Annotated in this window: 8 protein-coding genes; 5 read left to right on the top strand and 3 right to left on the bottom strand. The window is 71.9% G+C overall.

Features of this window, described 5'->3' with window-relative positions:
- The first annotated feature begins 199 nt into the window (after positions 1-199).
- Positions 200-4,261 carry a type VII secretion protein EccCa gene (gene eccCa, locus ABZ453_RS08355; protein WP_359012999.1) on the top strand — a complete coding sequence of 1,354 codons (4,062 nt, stop codon included), beginning with the start codon at positions 200-202 and terminating at the stop codon, positions 4,259-4,261.
- Between the two features lie 252 nt (positions 4,262-4,513).
- On the opposite strand, the gene ABZ453_RS08350 is transcribed toward eccCa, so the two are convergent.
- Entirely contained in the window at positions 4,514-5,755 is a 1,242-nt protein-coding gene (locus tag ABZ453_RS08350; RefSeq protein WP_359012844.1) for a S8 family serine peptidase, read from the bottom strand.
- Between the two features lie 1,595 nt (positions 5,756-7,350).
- Between ABZ453_RS08350 and ABZ453_RS08345 the strand changes: the two genes are divergently transcribed.
- The 4 genes from ABZ453_RS08345 (at position 7,351) to ABZ453_RS08330 (ending at position 15,132) form a co-directional block, all read left to right on the top strand.
- A complete protein-coding gene (locus ABZ453_RS08345) occupies positions 7,351-9,021 on the top strand; it encodes a hypothetical protein (protein ID WP_359012842.1) in 1,671 nt (556 codons plus the stop codon).
- Positions 9,022-9,093: 72 nt separating this feature from the next.
- A complete protein-coding gene (locus tag ABZ453_RS08340) occupies positions 9,094-10,731 on the top strand; it encodes a hypothetical protein (protein WP_359012840.1) in 1,638 nt (545 codons plus the stop codon).
- Positions 10,732-10,767: 36 nt separating this feature from the next.
- Positions 10,768-14,109 (top strand): right-handed parallel beta-helix repeat-containing protein, encoded by a 3,342-nt coding sequence (locus ABZ453_RS08335; protein ID WP_359012838.1) that lies wholly within the window; start codon positions 10,768-10,770, stop codon positions 14,107-14,109.
- Between the two features lie 63 nt (positions 14,110-14,172).
- On the top strand, positions 14,173-15,132 hold the full coding sequence (locus tag ABZ453_RS08330; protein WP_359012836.1) for a zinc-binding dehydrogenase: 960 nt from the start codon (positions 14,173-14,175) through the stop codon (positions 15,130-15,132).
- 32 nt (positions 15,133-15,164) lie between these two features.
- Here the strand turns inward: ABZ453_RS08330 and ABZ453_RS08325 are convergent, their stop codons facing one another.
- Complete coding sequence (locus tag ABZ453_RS08325) at positions 15,165-17,390, bottom strand: tetratricopeptide repeat protein (RefSeq protein ID WP_359012834.1); 2,226 nt, start codon at positions 17,388-17,390, stop codon at positions 15,165-15,167.
- Positions 17,391-17,954: 564 nt separating this feature from the next.
- Positions 17,955-18,263, bottom strand: a complete 309-nt coding sequence (locus tag ABZ453_RS08320; protein WP_359012832.1) for a DUF2255 family protein — start codon at positions 18,261-18,263, stop codon at positions 17,955-17,957.
- Positions 18,264-18,307 lie beyond the last annotated feature (44 nt).

Genomic DNA, 18,307 nt, shown 5'->3' with positions numbered 1-18,307 from the left:
CGGAAGCGTCTCCTCACCCGAGCCCCGGGGCACACGTGTCCATCGGTGGTCCCGATGCCACCGCGGCCCGGCGTCAGCGCCGTCCACCGGCGCGACACCCGTGTTCCTCCTGCGGTGAGCCGCTCTCCAGGCCCCTCAACTCCCTTGCCCGGGGCCCTGTTGACCGCCCGTGCACAGTTGAAGGAGAGCCCAGTTGAGTGTGGTTTTCTTCCGCAGGCCGGCCCGCCGCCGCGGACCGGAACTGCCCGACGGCGAGCTGACGCTCCAGGAGCCGCCGACGCTCGCCGAGGTGACACCGTCGTCCGCGGCCAACATGCTCACCTACCTGCCGATGGCGGGCATGTCCGTCGGCATGGTGCTGCTGTACACACGTATCGGCAGCGGAACGGGCCCGATCATCTATCTGGTGGTCGGCCTGATGCTGCTGTCGATGATCACGATGCTGGTCGGACAGCTGGTGAAGTCCGGCTCCGAGCGTAAGCAGAAGATGCAGGGCGTACGCCGTGACTACCTGCGCTATCTCGGCGGGGTGCGGCGCCGGGTGCGCTCCGCGGTCGCCGAGCAGCAACGGGCGCTGGCCTGGAGGCATCCCGAACCCGCCGCCCTGTGGTCGCTCGCGCGGACCTCCCGGCTCTGGGAACGGCGCACCTCCGATCAGGACTTCGCCGAGGTGCGCATCGCCGTCGGCGAGCAGCGGCTCGCGATGCAACTGGTCAACAAGACGGCGAAGCCGGTCGAGGACCTCGACCCGCTCTCCGCGCAGGCGCTGCGCGCCTTCATCAACGCCTATTCCACCGTGCCCGAGCAGCCCATCGCCATCTTCCTGCGGGCGTGGTCGCGGGTCCTGTTCCGGGGTGAGCGGGAGAAGATCCTCGATACCGTCCGCGCACTGCTCGCCCAACTCGCCGTGCTGCACACCCCGCAGGACCTGATGATCGTCTTCTGCGTGGCGCCGGAGAACCGGGTGGAGTGGGAGTGGGGGAAGTGGCTGCCCCACGCCCTGCACCCGAAGGAGTCCGACGGCGCGGGACCGGCCCGGCTGATCACCTCGACGCTCGCCGAGCTGGAGGACCTGCTGGGCGAGGAGCTGGCCGACCGCGGGGTGTTCGAGGCGGGGGTGTCGCCGAGCAAGGACGAACCGTACGTGGTCGTGGTCCTCGACGGCGGCCAAGTGCCCTCCGGACACCGGTTCGAGCGCGCAGGCTTCCGCAACACGGTGGTGCTGGACGTCTCCGACGGACTGGCCTGGAAGCCTGGCCGCACCGTCCTGCGGCTGCTCGTCGAGGAGTCCGGGCAGCCGGCGGAGGCTGGCACCGCGGGAGCCGCAGGCAGCACGGGGGCCATCGGGATGTACGACGAGGTGAAGATCGTACGGACCGACAGCAATCGCAAGGAGACTTCGATCGCGCTCGGCCGCGCCGACCGGCTCGGCCCGGCCGCCGCCCGGTCCCTCGCCGCCCACCTCGCATCGATGCGCACAGGCGTGACCGCCGAGGCTGCTCAGCCACTGGCCACCGACATCCAGCTCACCAGCCTGCTCGGGATCCCCGACCTGCACCGGTATGTCCCGCAGGAGTACTGGGACCGCCGCGCTTCCCAGAACAGGCGCCTGCGCGTGCCCATCGCCGTCGGGGCCGACGGCCGGCCGGTGGAACTCGACATCAAGGAGTCCGCTCAGGACGGCATGGGCCCGCACGGCATGCTCATCGGCGCCACCGGCTCCGGCAAGAGCGAACTGCTGCGCACCCTGGTCCTCGGACTGGCCCTCGGCCACTCGTCCGAGACGCTCAACTTCGTCCTCGTCGACTTCAAGGGCGGCGCCACCTTCCTCGGCTTCGACGCCCTTCCGCACACCTCCGCGGTGATCACCAACCTGGCCGACGAGGCCGCGCTGGTGGACCGTATGCAGGACGCGCTGCGCGGCGAGATGCAGCGCCGTCAGGAACTGCTGCGCAGCGCCGGCAACTACACCTCCGCGCTGGACTACGAGAAGGCGCGCGCCGCCGGAGCGGACCTGGAGCCGCTGCCCAGCCTGCTCGTGGTCGTCGACGAGTTCAGCGAACTGCTGTCCGCGCACCGCGAGTTCATGGACCTGTTCGTGGCCATCGGCCGCCTGGGCCGCTCCCTCGGCGTCCATCTACTGCTCGCCTCGCAGCGCCTGGACGAGGGCCGTATGCACCAGTTGGAGAGCCATCTGTCGTACCGCATCGGTCTGCGGACGTTCTCCGCGATGGAGAGCCGGGGTGTGCTGGGGGTGCCCGACGCCTACGAACTGCCCTCCCAGCCGGGGGCCGGCTACCTCAAGAGCGGTGTGGAACCCCTCACCCGCTTCCGCGCCGCCTATGTGTCGGGCGCCTACCGGCAGCGGGTCGGCGCGCTCGCCCAGGAGAAGATCGCCGGTCAGGTGGTGCCCTGGACCGGGGACTGGGTCAACACCCGCGAGGAGCCGAAGCCCGAGGAACCGGAGCGGACCGCCGCGACCGGGAAGGACGAGGAGGACGACACCAGCCTGATGGCGGTGGCCATCGACAAACTGCGTGACGCGGGACCGCCCGCCTACCAGGTGTGGCTGCCGCCGCTGGGCGCACCGCCGACCCTCGACGCGCTGCTGCCGCTGCTCGTCCCCGACGCCGAGTTCGGTCTCACCACCCTCGACTGGGAGGGACGCGGCAAGCTGAGTGTGCCGCTCGGCATCGTGGACAAACCCTTCGAGCAGATACGTGATCTGCTGATGGTGGATCTCGGCGGGGCCGGCGGACATGTGACCATCGGCGGTGGCCCGCAGAGCGGCAAGTCCACCCTCGCCCGCAACCTGATCACCTCCCTCGCCCTCACCCACACCCCGCGCGAAGTGCAGTTCTACTGCCTCGACTTCGGCGGCGGCTCACTCGCCGCGCTGGCGGGCCTGCCGCACGTCGGCGGCGTCGCCGGCCGGCTGGAGGGCGAACGGGTCGCGCGCACGGTGGCCGAGATGCAGTCACTGCTCGCCCACCGCGAGCGGCTCTTCCTGGAGCACGGCATCGACTCGATGGCCACACTCCGGCGGCGCCGGGCGGCGGGCGAGTTCCCCGAGGAGCGGCACGGTGACGTGTTCCTGGTGATCGACGGTTGGCAGACCCTCCGTCAGGACTTCCAGGACTACGTGCAGACGATTGGTCAACTCGCCACGAGCGGTCTGAACTACGGCATCCACGTGGTGACCACCACCACCCGCTGGGTCGAACTGTCCGCCGCCGTCCGCGACCAGTCGGCGACCAAGCTGGAACTGCGGATGGGCGACCCACTGGACTCCATGATCGACATTCGGATGGCCCGGAACGTCCCGCGCCTCCCCGGCCGCGGCCTGACGGTCGACTCCAAACTGCACTTTCTCACCGCGCTGCCGCGCATCGACGGCGTCGGCGACGCCGCCGACCTCGGCGACGGCGTCACGGACCTGGTGCGGGCCGTGGCGGACGCCTGGCAAGGGCCGCTCGCCCCGCCCGTACGGATGCTGCCGGCCGTGCTCGACGCCCGCGAACTGGCCCCCTCGCCCGAGGGACGCCGTTTCCACATCCCGCTGGGAGTCGAGGAGAAGGAACTGGCGCCCGCCTGGCACAACTTCGCCGACACCCCGCACCTGGTGGCCTTCGGCGACACCGAGTCGGGCAAGACCAACCTGCTGCGCCTGGTCACGAAGGCGGTCACGGATCGGTTCACCCCGTCCGAGGCACGTATCCTCGCCGTCGATTTCCGCCGCGAACTCGTCGGGTCGGTGCCCGAGGCGTACCGGCTGGGGCACGCGGTGTCGGTGGACCAGCTCGACGAGTACGTCCAGGGCGTGGCCCGCGCCTTGAAGACACGTACCCCCGGCCCGGAGATCACCCCCGCCCGGATGCGGCAGGCCGACTGGTGGGTGGGGCCGCGACTGTTCGTCCTCGTCGATGACTACGACCTCGTCGCCACCCCCTTGCGGACAGCCTTCGAGCCCTTGCTCGAATACCTGCCACTGGGCTACGAAGTGGGCCTGCACATGGTCGTCACCCGCTCGGCGGCCAACGCGATGCGCGGCCTCAACGACCCGCTCGTACGGCGCCTGCTGGAGGTGAACGCGCCGGGTCTGCTGCTGTCCTGCCCGCCCAGCGAGGGATACGTGTTCGGCAGCGTCAAGCCACGGATCCTGCCACCCGGCCGCGGCAACTACATCACACGCCGCAGCGTCACCCAGATCCAGACGGCGTTCCTGGAGGACGAGAACACGGAGGTGCCGGTGGGGCGGTGAGGCCGGTCCCGGGGTCTGCGTGAGGTGGGCTCGGCCAAGTCACTGGCACCAGCGGGTGGGGGACTGCTGGAATTTCGTCCGTGGCTGGGGCCGGGCGCCCCAGGTGAGTGAGTGTTCGGGCGGGGGAGGTGTCGGCGCCGACAGTCGGTGCGGGCCTTCGGCGGGTGGGGAGCTGGCCCACCCGGCCGACCCGGCCCGACGACGGTGCCCGCCGCCCGTGTGTGGTTCGGGTCTCGGCGAGGTGTGGGCGTGTCAGGCCCGGCCGCCGCGCTGCGCGCGGCGGGACGTGCGGAGGCGGGTCACGGCCATGGCGGCGGCTGCCAGGACGCCCAGCAGCAGGCTTGCTCCGGCCAACGCCCAGGCACGGGGCACGATGTGGCTCGTCGGCGCGGCCTCGGGCAGACGCAGCGGTGCGTCGGGGGCGGCGGACGGCACCGTCGTGGGCAGGACCGTGCTGAGCGCGCCGGAGGGATCGAGCAGCGGCACCGACGCGTGCGCGGCGGTTGCCTTGAGCCGGGCGGCGGTCTGGGCGGCCGTGAGCTTCGGCATGTGCGCCCGTACCAGGGCGGCCGTCCCCGCCACGAAGGCCGCGGCCACGGAAGCGCCGTTCGCGACATAGTTGCCCGTGCCCTTCGGCCCGATCCCGGTGATGCCCTCGCCGGGCGCCGCCAGGTCGGCGCGCGCCGGCTGAGGGACGTCGTCGGGCCGTTCGCCGTCGATGTCGACGTCCACGACCGAGAGCACACCGTTCGCCGAGCCCGGCCAGTAGGAGGCGGGCGGCGGAGCGGACGCCTGCGTGGAGGTCCCCTCCGGCGCGGTGTCGGGCGCCGCCGGGGCCACCACCAGCACATCCTCGGCCGTCGCGTGCTCGATCGCGGCCCGTAGCTGGGCGGTCTCCTTGGGCAGGGCCGCCGAGACGTCCACCACCTTCGCCCCGGCGCCGACGGCCGCCTCGATCCCCTGGGCGACCAGGTCGGCGCTCGGCCGCCCCCACTGGTCCGTGCCCCGTTCGGCGACGATACGGGCCTTGGGCGCCACACCGGCGAACCCGCTCCCGGGCACGGCCGAAGCGGCGATCACCCCGGCCAGGAACGTGCCGTGCCCCACACAGTCCTGCGCGGCAACGCCGCTCGCCCGCACGCGCCCGGCGATCCCGGTGGCCTGCGGCGCGACACCGGTGTCCACCACGCCGACCAGGACGCCGGCGCCCTGGGTGTACCCGTTGGCCTGTGCCACGTCCAGGCTCAGCTGCGCCCAGGGAGCGCTGCCCACCTGCGTCTTCGAGGCCTTGGTGCAGGCGTCGGAGTCGGGGTCCAACGAGGAGGGGATCAACCGCAGTTGGGGGCCGGTCGAGGCTGACGCGGACGGTGTCGCCGCCGGGGCCGCGGCCGAGGCGCTCACCGCCGGAGCCATCGCGAGTACCGCCCCGAGCAGCGGCGCCAGCACCGACAGACGGGACGCGCCGGACTCGTACGCCGGTCGGAACCCTGACACACCTGCCTTCCGGGGGGCGCGAGGTGGACGGCGGAGAAAGGGGCTGTCGTCGGTCATATCATCCAAATCCCTGGCCGTGGCGAGCAGTTGACGTGCGGAGGTGCAGACGGAGTCCGCGCGGGAGACTGAGGCATCGACGGAGGACCTACCAGCATCCGATCGCGTGTCCCCGGTGAGCGGGGGACATGAGCACATGTTAGTCAGCTCGCGACGGCCGCCCGGCGCCACATGTGACGATCGTGTTCCGAGCGGGACACCCAGACTCGCTCGCTGCCGTCAGCGGGTAAGCTCAGTACATGAGATACGTGTGAGGATGGGCCGTTCCGTCCGAACCGCATGTGACCTCATGAGACATGTAACCGCAGGACGCCTGTTTTCCGTCCGGTCTCGGCTGGGCACCGGCCCGCCGTCACCGACAGGACACTTCCCGAGCCGGGGCGCACGCCGATGCCCTTCCCGGCCGGATGTGACCGCAAGTTGTGAGGATCGCATGACCACGGTCCTCGTGAGGAGTATGCGATGATCCGGCGCGGCACCGCCCGGCGCGGCGGACCCACCGACCGCAGCGCGGCCACCCGCCTGACGATCTCGCGCGCCCGTGAACACGTTCACTTGGTGCACACCGGCGGCACACCACCGCGACGGCTCGCGGACCTCGCCGACCGGCTCGGACCCGTCCGCCCCGACGAGGCGATCGTCCTCGTCGGCGCCTCCCTCGGGGAGGAGGGCGTCGAGGGCCTGTGCGAACGACTCGCCCCCGTACTGCAGGAGTTCAAGGACGAGAACGTTCGACTGCTACGGCTGGTGATGTCCGCCGGAGCCAACGAGGCCGAAGGCCGGCCCTCCACGGCCAGGCTCATCTGCGAGCGCTGGGAACTCGACGTCCTGGCCACCGCCGGACCCGCGGTCGTCGTCCCGGACGGCACCCTCTTCTCGCCAGGTCTCCCCGACGCGCCCGGCGGCTGGTGGCACTTCTCCGTCGGCGAGGTGCCACGGGCCGTGGGCAGCCGACTGCCGATCCCCGACTGGGAGTCGGCGTTGCGGCGGATGGACCACGACGCGGTCCCCGACCACGTCGTCGAGCCGGTACCGGCCGGCCTGATGATCCGTCCCACCGGTACGGCCTCCGCAGCTGTGCACACCCTGCCCTATGCCGTTCCGCCCGACCCGGACCGGCCGCACCTGCTCGTCGAAACGGCGAGCGTGCCCGCCGCAGGACTGGCGACGGTGATCGCCGCCCTGCCCGGGCGCGTGCGCAAGGACATCCGCCTGCTGTCCCTGGACGGGAGTTCCCTGCTGGAGACCGGGCAGCAGGTGGCGGACCTGCTCGGGACCGATGTGCACGTGGCCAACGGCGTACCGGTGGTGGTCGACGACGTGAACGCAGACGGCGACGAGACGGGCGAGGTGTCGACGGAGCTGTACCTGGTCGATGCCGAGGGGAAACCTGCCTGGCGGCCGTTCGCGCAGACGCTAACCTGCGCGCCCGTCACGGATGGCCGTATGGAACGCGCGCGTGTCACCGCGTGGCGTACGCCCGTCGAACTGCTCCAGGGGACGGAGCCCGGGGCTCTGCCGTTCGACCGGACCTGTAGATGGCGCTCACGCCCGCCGGCCTGTGGGCCGGACCGCGCAGCACCGAGCCTCCGTCGGCCACCTGGACCCGCACGGCCGGCGCGGACACCGTCGCCATCGAACTCGGGGCCCCGCGCCGGGCTCTCGACGACGCGCTCTGGCCGAGCCTGGACCGTCTCTTCGGCGAACTCGAACCCGAGGTGCGCGAACGGGCCGTCGTCCATGTCCACGGCGTGCTCGGCAGCAAGGGCGTGCAGAGACTGCGGCGGCTCACCGTCCGGCACAACTTCTCCCTCATGCCCCTGACGCCGGACGAGACCGGCGCGGCGGCCGAGACCGAGGGCGGGGCGGCGCGGTCCGTAGTTTCCGCGCCGTCGGCCGAGGAGTCCTTCCCGTCCCTGGGCCGGGCGTCCGCGGTGCGTACACCGCAGGCCCAGGGCCCGCGGACGGACGAGGACGCGGACGTAGACGGAACGGAAGGGGCGGCAGAGGTGGAGAAGACACCTGATACATCAGCGACCGGCGGGCCGACGTACCCGGATCTCGCGACGATCGCGCAAACACCCGCACCCGCACGGGAACTGCCCACGCAGACCCGGGCGGAGCCGGTTCCGACCCCGTCGGAGACAGTGGTGGAAGCTGGTGTGGGAGTGCGGTCGGAGGAGCAGGTGTCTCCGCTCGCCGGGCACCTGTCGTCCGCCACCGCTTCGAAGCTCGCGCCGGGCACGGCCTCGAGCCAGCCGGGCACGGCCTCCACGCCTGTGCCCCCTGCCTCCGAGGCAACCGCGAGTGAGATCCCCGATCCGACTCCTGAGCAGGGAATACCGGCACCGGCGACCGCAACCGCGGAGACGTCCCCGCCCTCACCCACGGGCACCGGCGCCCTCTCCGGGCCGCTTGGTCGCGGAACCGCCCGCCCTCGTGGCGCGGACACGTCCCCCGGGGCCGGGGCCGGGGCCGGAGCCGGAACCGGGAGCGGTGCCTCGGGTCCAGACCATGTGACATTGCGCGGCCTGCTTGGCCCGTACTGGGAGCAGCACCGCGCGGCCGTCCCGGAGATCATGGAGTGTCTGTTCTCGGGCGAGGAGCGCGAGCTGTCCGACGCCATGACGGCGGAACTGGTCGCGGTGCACGTCTACATGACGGCGGTGGACGAGGCGCAACTGCGGGTCAGCCTCGCGGAGGGCCACGACCAGGGCCGGACACTGCTGCGCTGTCTGCGGTCCGGCATGCGCCGACTGCCCACTTACCGGGGTGCCGCGATGAGCACCGCCCAGGAACTCGTCTCGCGTCTCGCGCCGGATGCGGTGGGGGAGGAGTGGGAGGCGACCGTGCCGGTGCGTGCGGTGTCGACGGCCCAGCCCTACCCGGGAGCGTCCGTCGACCACGTCCTCATCTGGTCCGTTACCGGCCGTCGTACTGGAACCGGTGCCGACGAGGTCGGCCAGGACATCCTGTTCGCGCGGGAGTCCAGGTTCCGGGTCCTGGGTGTGGTCCGCCACGGTGCGGCCACCGTGGGCCTCCTCCAGGAGATGCCACCACAGGCGCACAACCCTTCCGCGCAGCTCGACGCGGCTCTCCTCAAACGCCTGCGGAGCATGCTCGACCTGCCCTCCGCCGAGCCCGGAGCGGGCGCGGACCCACCGGCCCCGCGCCCCGGAACGGCTCAGTTCCCGAACCCGGTCGCCTAGGCGGCCGGTCCCTCCCGACAGCAGTCGGCCCTCAGCAACACCCACGTCCAGCGTCCCCCCACGAGGAGCGTCATGTCCCCCAGAACGCCGAGGTCCACCGCCGAACCGATCGCGCCGAGCGGCGGGGCGCGCGCCGAGCGGCGCATCCGCCGCGCCGCAGCGCTACCCATGCCCGACGGAGTGAGTATGTCCCCCCTCGCTCCGGCGGATCCGCTGGGAGCCGCGAACGACGAGAGCACGCTCCGGTCGCTCTCCTCGGTCCTGGCCGCGTCCCGCACCGCGGAGAGCGAGCCGGAGGCCGACCCGGCCGCCTGGCGCCCGCGCGGTACGGACGAGGCGGGCCAGACGGCGGAGTCCACCGGCGCCGAGGGCGTGGCGGCCCCGCCGCAGCGCCATTCGGGCAGATGGCTGACCTCGAAGGTGACCGAACTACCATTCCTGGTCGCCGCCGCCGTGGCCGGCGCGGTCGTCGCGGCCACTCCGTTCCTGGCGTCCAACGCCAAGGACCACACGACGACGTACGAGGGTCTCGGCAAGGCGGATCCGGTGGCGGTGGAGGGCGGGGGTGCTGCCGACCGGCACCCCGACGCCTACCCCGGCCAGCTGCCGGTGCAGGGTTCCGTGACCGGCGGCGCCACGACGTCCGCCGACAACCTGCTGGACCCCGACGCCGGGTCCTGGCACGGTTCGGGCGGCGCCGCCGCGGCCGGTGACACCCAGACGGCGGCGGACTCCCCCCTGGTGCCCGGGGTGCTGGCGGCCGACGCCTCCGGGTCGGGATCAGGGTCGGGGGCGGGGGCCGATTCTGGCGCCCAGGCGCCCGACGCCTACACGCCGGAGCAGACGGTGGCCGCCGCGGCCTCCCAGGACACCCCTGCCAAGGAGGCCGCCGCCGCGTCCCGGCCCGTAGCGACGACCGCCCGGGCTACGGGGGCGACGGGTGCCGAGACCCCCGTGAAGGCGACGCCCGTGAAGGCGACCGCTGTAACCGCCGCCAAGCCGTCCGGTGCCACCACAGCCGTGTCGTCCGACGCCGTCGCCGACCCCGTTGCCGCGCGCGTGGGCGCGACGGCGTCCACCGGCGCCGACACGGCCGCCACGACGAAGCCCACGGCGTCCGGTTCCGCCCTGACGCCGGTGGACGACGCCGGCACGGCCACAGGCGGTACGAACGACACGCCCGGCACATCTGGTACGTCCGGTGCGTCCAACGCGCTGTCCGAGGACCGCACGCAGGCGGTCTCGTCCTCGTCGACGGAGGACACCCCGACGGACACCTCCGCCACGGCGTCCGACACCACTTCGGACACCTCTGCCGACACCTCGTCCGACACACCTGCCGGTCAGAGCGTCGCCGCGGATCCCGCCCCCGCCTGGAGCACCGAGGTCTTCGCCTCCACGTTCACTCTGCGCTCGGGGGAGTCCGTGCACTCCGACCGGATGCGGATCACGATGCGCGCCGACGGCGACCTCGTCATCTCCGACGAGAACGGCACGGTCCGCTGGTCGTCGCACACCTCCGGGCAGAGCAACTACGCCACGTTCAAGGCGGACGGCGAACTCGTCGTCCGCTCCGCCTACCAGCAGACCCTGTGGTCCTCCCGGACGGGCGGCCACACGGCGGCCAAGCTGGTCATCCAGAACGACGGCAACGTCACGATCCTGAGCGCCGACGATCAGACGCTCTGGGCCGCCGGCACCCAGCACTGAACCCATCGCCAACACCGCGAACATGAAGGAGCAGGCGTGGCCCGCCATCTGATCACCGTCGGCCGGGAGAACGGGTGCGACCACACCACCATCGGCGCGGCGCTCGCCAACGCCCGGTCGGGGGCCGTCATCAGCGTCCGGCCGGGCAGCTACCGGGAGACCCTGGTGGTGAACACCCGGGTGACCATCGTCGCCGACGGTCCGCCCGGCAGTGTGGAGATCGCCCCCGACCGGGGCGCCGCCGTCACGCTCGCCGCCGACGCGGTGATGCTCACCGACCTGGTGCTGCGGGCGGGCGAGGGCGAACTGCCGGTGATCGACGCGGTCCGCGGCCAGGTCGCCCTCGACGGCTGCGAGGTCCTCGGTGCGGGCTGGACGGCCCTGCTCAGCCGGGGCAGTGGCTCCCTCGCCGTGCGTTCCTGCCGGATCACCAACCCGGTCGGCGCGGGTGTGGTGGAGGCCGGCGCCATCGGCAGCGTCATCGAGGACTGCCTGATCGAGAACCTGGGAACCTCCGCCGTGGTGATCAGCGAGCAGGGCCGCGCCGACGTGCGCAACTGCCGTATCCGCGACGCGCGTGGCAACGGCGTGCTGGCCAACGGCCAGTCACGGGGCGTCCTGGAGGACTGCGAGATCACCTCCGTGGAGAAGCCCGGACTCGCCCTGGAAGGCGATACGTCGCTGCGGGTGACACGCGCGACGCTGCGCGACTGCTCGGTGGGTGTCCATCTCGCCAGCTCCGCCCGCACCGAGTTGTCCCATGTCCAGGTCTTCGACTCCGCGGGCCACGGCTTCGTGGTGGCGGAGCGCTCCGATCCGCAGCTGTCCTACTGCGAGACCTCCCGCACCAAGGGCAGCGGCCTGTACGTCACCGGCCGCTCCCGGGGCTACTTCGTGAACTGCGCGTTCGACTCCGCCGAGGAGGCCGCGGTGTACGTCGACGAGTCCAGCACCCCGTCACTGACCGGCACCCGGGTGACGAACAGCAAGGCCGTCGGAGTGCTGCTGGAGGGCGAATCAGTCGCGGAGTTCGACCAGTTGGACGTCGTACGGCCCGGCGGGCACGGTGTGTCGCTCTCTTCCGGGGCCAATCCGTTGCTGCGCCGGGCGCGGATCACGGAGGCGCGTGGCGCGGGCATCCTGGTCGGTGGGAACAGCCGTGGCCGGTTCGAGGACTGCGAGGTCGGCGACTGCGCGGGCCATGCCCTGCGGGTGGAGGGCGGCGGTAATCCGCATGTCGGGACCTCGGCCCTGCGCGGCGCGGGCCGATCCGGTGTGTGCGTCGGCGGCGACGGCCGGGTGACCCTGCGGGACTGCGAGATCTCGGGCTGTTCCGCCTCGGGCGCGGCGGTCGAGACGGACGGCGACCTGACCCTCGTCCGCACCCGGGTGCTCGGCAGCGGCGGGCACGGCGCCCTCGTCGGCACGGGCGGCCGGGCCGCGCTGAAGTCCTGCGAGTTCGGCGGGAACGCCGGAGACGGGATCCGAATCGACACCGACTGCTCGGTCGAGGTCACCGACTGCACGGTGCGCTCCAACCGCGGCTCCGGGATCAAACGCGCGCCGTCCCGGGGCGAGTTCACGCTCTCGGGTCTCACCAGCGTCGACAACAAGTCCCCCGACGAGGGCACCGACCCGGCCACCGATCCCGTCTTGCCCGAGAATGGCGGGTCCGGCTCCACGGGAGGCGGGGTGTCGGAGAACGCCCTGGTCGCCGAGTTGAACGACCTCGTCGGCCTCACCAACGTCAAGGAACAGGTCAACATGCTCGTCAGCCTGGGCAAGCTCGCCCAGCGACGGGCCCAACTGGGCATCCCCGCCCCGCCGATGAGCCGCCATCTGGTCTTCGCGGGTCCCCCCGGCACCGGCAAGACCACGGTCGCCCGGCTCTACGGCGGAATCCTGGCGAGCCTCGGGATGCTGTCGTCCGGCCACATCGTCGAGGTGGCCCGCGCCGACCTGGTCGCCCAGGTGATCGGCGGCACCGCGATCAAGACCACCGAGGTGTTCGAACAGGCGCAGGGTGGTGTGCTTTTCATCGACGAGGCGTACACCCTGCTGTCGGACAGCAAGGGCTCCAGCGTCGACTTCGGCCAGGAGGCCATCGACACCCTGGTGAAGCTGATCGAGGACCACCGGGACGACACCGTCGTCATCGTCGCGGGCTATCCGAAGGAAATGGAGGACTTCCTCGCCGCCAACCCGGGCCTGGCCTCTCGCTTCACCCGGACCATCGAGTTCGAGAACTACGCGGTGGACGAGCTCGTCACCATCACCGAGTCCATGTGCGCGGGCCACCGCTATGTGCTCGGCCCGCTCGCCAGGGAGGCCCTGGACCTGCGGTTCTCCCGGATGCGGCGGGACGCGACCTTCGGCAACGGCCGGGCCGCCCGCCAGGTCTTCGAGGAGATGGTCGACCGGCAGTCCCTGCGGCTGGCCACCCTGCCCGAGGCCAGCGAGGCGGATCTGATGCAGATGCTGCCCGAGGACGTCGGCGCCGACTTGGCCGAGGAACTGCGCACGGAGGTCAAGAAGGACAAGCCCGGCGACTCAGACGTGCTCGCCCGGCTGCAGGCCATGACCGGACTGGCGTCCGTCAAGCGGGAGGTCGGCGGCATCGTCGATCTGCTCACCAACTACCAGCAACGGGCCGCGCTGGGTCTGCCGACCCCGTCGGTCAGCCACCACGCCGTATTCTCCGGCCCGCCCGGCACCGGCAAGACCACAGTGGCCCGGCTCTACGCCGACCTGCTGAAGTCCTTCGGGGTGCTCCCTCAGGGGCAGCTTGTCGAGGTTGCTCGCGCCGACCTGGTCGGACGCTACATCGGACACACGGCGCAGTTGACCACCGAGAAGTTCGAGGAGGCCGTCGGCGGTGTCCTCTTCATCGACGAGGCGTACACGCTGACGCCGGAGAACTCGCCGCAGGACTTCGGCCGCGAGGCCGTGGACACCCTGCTGAAGCTGATGGAGGACCGGCGCGACGAGGTCGTGGTGATCGTCGCCGGCTACCCCGTGGAGATGGATCGGTTCCTGGCCTCCAACCCGGGCCTGGCCTCGCGTTTCTCCCGGTACGTCACCTTCGAGGACTACTCCACCGACGAACTGTTGTCGATCATGGAGGAGCAGGCGACGACCGCGGGATACGTGTGCGCGCCGCCGACCTTGGAGGCGTTGCGATCGCACCTCGACGCCCTGCCGCGCACCAGGAGTTTCGGCAACGCGCGGCTGGCCCGGCAGCTGCTGGAGACCATGATGACCCGGCAGGCCGGCCGGCTGGCGTCGCTGGCCGCACCCGACCTGGAGGCGCTCACCACCCTCCGCCCGGAGGACCTGCCCGAGGCGGCCCTCACCGGCCCGCGCGGCCTGCCGGGCTGAACAGCCTCCGGGGTATCTCTGACCCGCGGACCGTCCGCGCCGATCGCACACTGGAGTCGACCGATGAAGGCATTCCGATACGTGTCCAAGGACGAGCCCCTGCGGCTGGAGGACGTCCCGGACCCGGTGCCGGAGCCCGGCTGGGTCGTCGTGGACGTCGAGGCGGCCGGGCTGTGCCACTCGGACGTCCATGTCCTCGACGGCACCATAGAGCCCTCCCGGCGACCGCCCTTCACCCTCGGACACGAAGTCGCGGGGCGGGTGTCCGCCCTCGGTGAGGGGGTCAAGAGGTACGCGGTGGGCGACCGTGTCGCCGTCGCGATCATCGCGCACCCCGAGGTCCGGGCGGACCTCGCGCCGGGCATCGGTGTCGACGGCGGCTACGCCGAACGCCTGGCGGTCCACGCTTCCACCCTTGTGCCCGTCCCCGACGGTCTCTCCATCCTCCACGCGGCCGTCGCCACGGACTCGGTCGTCACTGCCTATCACGCCGTGCGCACCGAAGCCCGCGCCCGGCCCGGCGATGTGATCGCCGTCATCGGCCTCGGCGGCCTCGGCCTGAACGGGGTCCGTACCGCGGCGCTCGCCGGTGCCACCGTCCACGGCGTCGACATCAACCCGGACACCTTCGACGCGGCCCACGCGGCGGGCGCGAGTGAATGCTTCACCGACATCACCGCGCTCGCCGCCCACAGGCCCGACGCCGTCATCGACTTCGCGGGCGTGGGGTCCACCACCTCCGACGCGATCGACGTCGTACGGCGGCAGGGCCGGGTGGTCCTGGTCGGTCTGGGCACGAGGACCACGAACTTCTCCAACGGCACCCTGGTCCGCAAGAGCGTGGAACTACGCGGCTCGTACGGCGCGGGCAAGGACGAGCTGCGGCAGGTGCTCGACTTCATCGCGAGGGGCCGTATCGAACCGGTGGTGGAGGAGATTCCGTTCGCGGACCTGAACAAGGGCCTGGACCGGATCCGGCGCGGCGACGTCCGTGGCCGGCTTGTCGTGCGACCGTCGGACTGACACCGGGCCCGCTGGAACACCGGTGTGACCTTCTAGCCGACGGCCTCCGCCTTCGCCCGCAGTGTTTCGGCGCGGGGTACCCGCAGGCCGGTGAGCAGCTCGGCCGCGCGCAGCCAGTGGGTGCGCGCCTGCGCGCGGTCACCCAGTTGCAGCAGGGCGGACGCGAGGTGGTCCAGGGTCTCGGCCCGCATGTAGTCGTCATGGACCTCCTCGGCGAGCCGAAGCGACTCGCCGTAGCTGGCGACGGCGTCCCGGAGGCGACCGAGCCGTTGCTGGGCGAGACCGATGGAGTCCCACACGGATGCCTCTCCACCGCGGTCCTCCAGCTTCCGCAGCATGGGTACGGCCTCCTCGCCCGTGGCGATGGCCTCCTCGTGCCTGCCGACCATGGCGAGGCAGAAGCCCACACCGATCAGGGAGCGAGCCACCTCGTCGTCCCGGGAGTGGGCGCGGGCGATGGCCAGGCTGCGGCGGGCATGCTCCAGCGCCTCCTCGTGGCGCTGTTGCCGGCCGCGCAGGAAGCTGACGTTCCGTTCGACCCGGACCCGGTGTTCCGTGGGTAGCCGGGGCAGTTGGCCGAGCATGGCGTCGACGGGCTCGTCGGCCTCGTCCGCCCGGCCCGTCTCGACCAGGGCGCGGGCCAGGTGTGCGCTGGTGCGGGCGACGGCGACCGGGTCGTCGAGGAGGAGAGCCGCGTCGAGGCCCTCGCGCGCGGCCGAGGCCTCCTCGGCCCAGCGGCCCGCGGCCGTGTTGTAGCCCACCCACTCCAGCGCCAGGTCCACCCGGTGCCGGAGCAGACGCGGGTTCCGTACCGCTCGCAATACGGCGGCGACGGCTGATTCCTCACGGCGGAACCAGTCCAGTGCCTCCTCGCGGTCGTCGACAGTGACGCGTACGAGGCCGGGTGCCGGTGCGTCGGCTGCCTCCGAGGGGAAGCGCGACACGAACCGGCCGGCGGAGCGCGCGTTGTGGCGCAGGTAGTCCAGCAACCGGATCTCGGCGCCGACCCGGTCGTCCCGCTCCCGCTCCATGAGTTCGCCGCCGTAGGCCCTGATCAGGTCGTGCATCACATAACGGCCCTCGGCATCCCGGGACAGCAGGCTGGCCGTGGTCAGTTCGCGCAGCCGCCTCCTCCCCTCCGGCATCTCCACGCCGGCCAGCGAGGCGGCGGCCTGGGCGGTCACGGCCGGCCCGGGATGTGCGGCCAGACTCCGGAAGAACCGTGCCGTCTGCGGGCCGAGTGCCCGGTAGGACCAGGAGAAGACGGCCCTGACGTCACCCTGGTGGTGGCCGGTGGCGAGGGCGTCCAGACGGGGGAGGGCCGCGCGCAGATCCCGGACGGCCGAGTGCAGCGACAGCCCGGGTCCGGCGCTGAGCTGCGCGCCGACGACGGCGACCGCCAGTGGCAGACACCCGCACAGGGCGACCAGGTCGGCCGCCGCGTCCGGCTCGGACCGGCACCGGTCCTCGCCGATCCGGGCTTCGAGCGCGGCGAGCGCCTCCCGCCGCGTCCACATGTCCAGGCTGAGCAGGGCGGCACCTTCTGTGGCGGCCAGTGCGAACAACTGGTTGCGGGAGGTGATGAGGGTCAGACAGCCGGCGGCGGCCAGCAACGGCGCGACCTGCTCGGTGTCCCGTGCGTTGTCCAGTAGGACGATCAGCCGCCGGGAGGCCGTCCGCTCCCGGAAGAGGAGCCCCCGCTCGTGCACACCGGGAGGTATGTCGCCGCTGGGGACCCCGAGGGCCCGCAGAAACCCGCCGAGTGCCTCGCCCGGTTCCAGCGGTTGCGCGGACTCGTCGAACCCGCGCAGGTTCACATACAGCTGGCCGTCAGGGAAACGTTCGGCCATCCGGTGGGCCCAGTGAACCGCCAGCGTGGTCTTGCCCACTCCGGCCATGCCGCCCACCGCGGCGATCACGACGTGCCGGCCCTGCCCGTCGGCCTGTTCCGTGATCTCCCGCAGGGTCTTCAGCGCCTCCTCGTGGCCGCGGAACACGGCCAGGTCGGGAGGCAGTTGCCGGGGAACCTGGTGGGTGCGCGGGGTGGCCGCCTGCACCAGGCGCCGCCGTTCGGTCTCGTCGAGTTCGAGGGCGTCCATCAGCTCGCTCAGGGTCGAGCGGCGCGGCAGGCTCCGGCCCCGTTCCATGTCGCTGATGGCCCGGACACTCACACCCGACGTGTCCGCGAGACCTTCCAGTGTCAGCACGGACCGCTGGCGTGCCGCACGCAACATGGTGCCGAAGGTGTTGTCGCGCATTCCACTCCCTGCCACATGTGTCTGGGCACCTCGTCCGGGGCCGGCATCGTGTCTCGCCACGTCGCGGAACGTAGCAGTTCTGGAGCGGGTGTTCCGTGCCGGTCTCACATGGTGGGTCCGGTCCGCACGGACGCTCACGCGAGGGCGTCGATCGCACGGATCTCCCCCGCCGGCAGCACCAGGTCCTGAGCCGCGACGCTGTCCCGCAGATGCCCGGGTGTCGTGGTCGCCAGAATCGGTGGCCCCATGCGTCTCGGCGAGGGACGCCGGGACCGCCGCGATGGCCGCAGGTTCCTCGGTGTCGGTGGGATCACCGGAGGTGGTGAGCGAGACGGGCTGCCAGGGCACGAACACGGCGCGCGGCGACGTTGTAGTAGGCGGTCACGGCGGCGATGCCGGTGATCCCGCGCCTCGCGTCCGCTCGGCCAGCGTGCCCATCTGGCGGGCGGAGGAGGCACGTGTTCCGGGTAGCGGTGCAGGGCCTCGCGGATCAGTGTCTCGGCGGTGCGGGGTCCGTAGACGTCGGCGTCAGGCCGGAGCCGAGTGCGATCTTCGTCCATCCGGTCATGATGTCTGCTTCCGGGTGTGCGGTGCCGGGTCGATGCGTATGGTCGCGGCCCGCGCCTCCGGGCTCGTCACGAGGGCGTCGGCGAGTGTGCCGTACTTGGCGCGGAAGGCGTCGTCCAGCACGGGGGTGAGGGCCAGGTCGCGGGTTCTCAGGAGGACGTCGTGGGTGACACCGGCCACCTCGATCCGTCCGTGGCCCTCGTCCCGGGCCGCCCGGTACCAGCGGGAGCGGACGGCCCCGGTAGGCGCGGACGTACAGGTTGCCGTCGACGACCACCATGCCGATTTCCACACTGCCGTGGACACCGTCGCCTGCGGTCAGGACGAGCGCGTATGTGTCGGTGAGGAGA

Origin of the sequence: Streptomyces sp. NPDC005799 (assembly GCF_040630525.1) — a bacterium.
GTDB lineage: Bacteria > Actinomycetota > Actinomycetes > Streptomycetales > Streptomycetaceae > Streptomyces > Streptomyces griseorubiginosus_B.
This window is presented reverse-complemented; position numbering and strand designations above follow the sequence as displayed.

Bases quoted from the DNA above. Each gene is read 5' to 3' on its own strand.
- ABZ453_RS08345 (WP_359012842.1), top strand. From the start codon at position 7,351: ATGGCGCTCACGCCCGCCGGCCTGTGGGCCGGACCGCGCAGCACCGAG.
- ABZ453_RS08340 (WP_359012840.1), top strand. From the start codon at position 9,094: ATGTCCCCCAGAACGCCGAGGTCCACCGCCGAACCGATCGCGCCGAGC.
- ABZ453_RS08330 (WP_359012836.1), top strand. From the start codon at position 14,173: ATGAAGGCATTCCGATACGTGTCCAAGGACGAGCCCCTGCGGCTGGAG.
- ABZ453_RS08325 (WP_359012834.1), bottom strand. From the start codon at position 17,390: ATGCGCGACAACACCTTCGGCACCATGTTGCGTGCGGCACGCCAGCGG.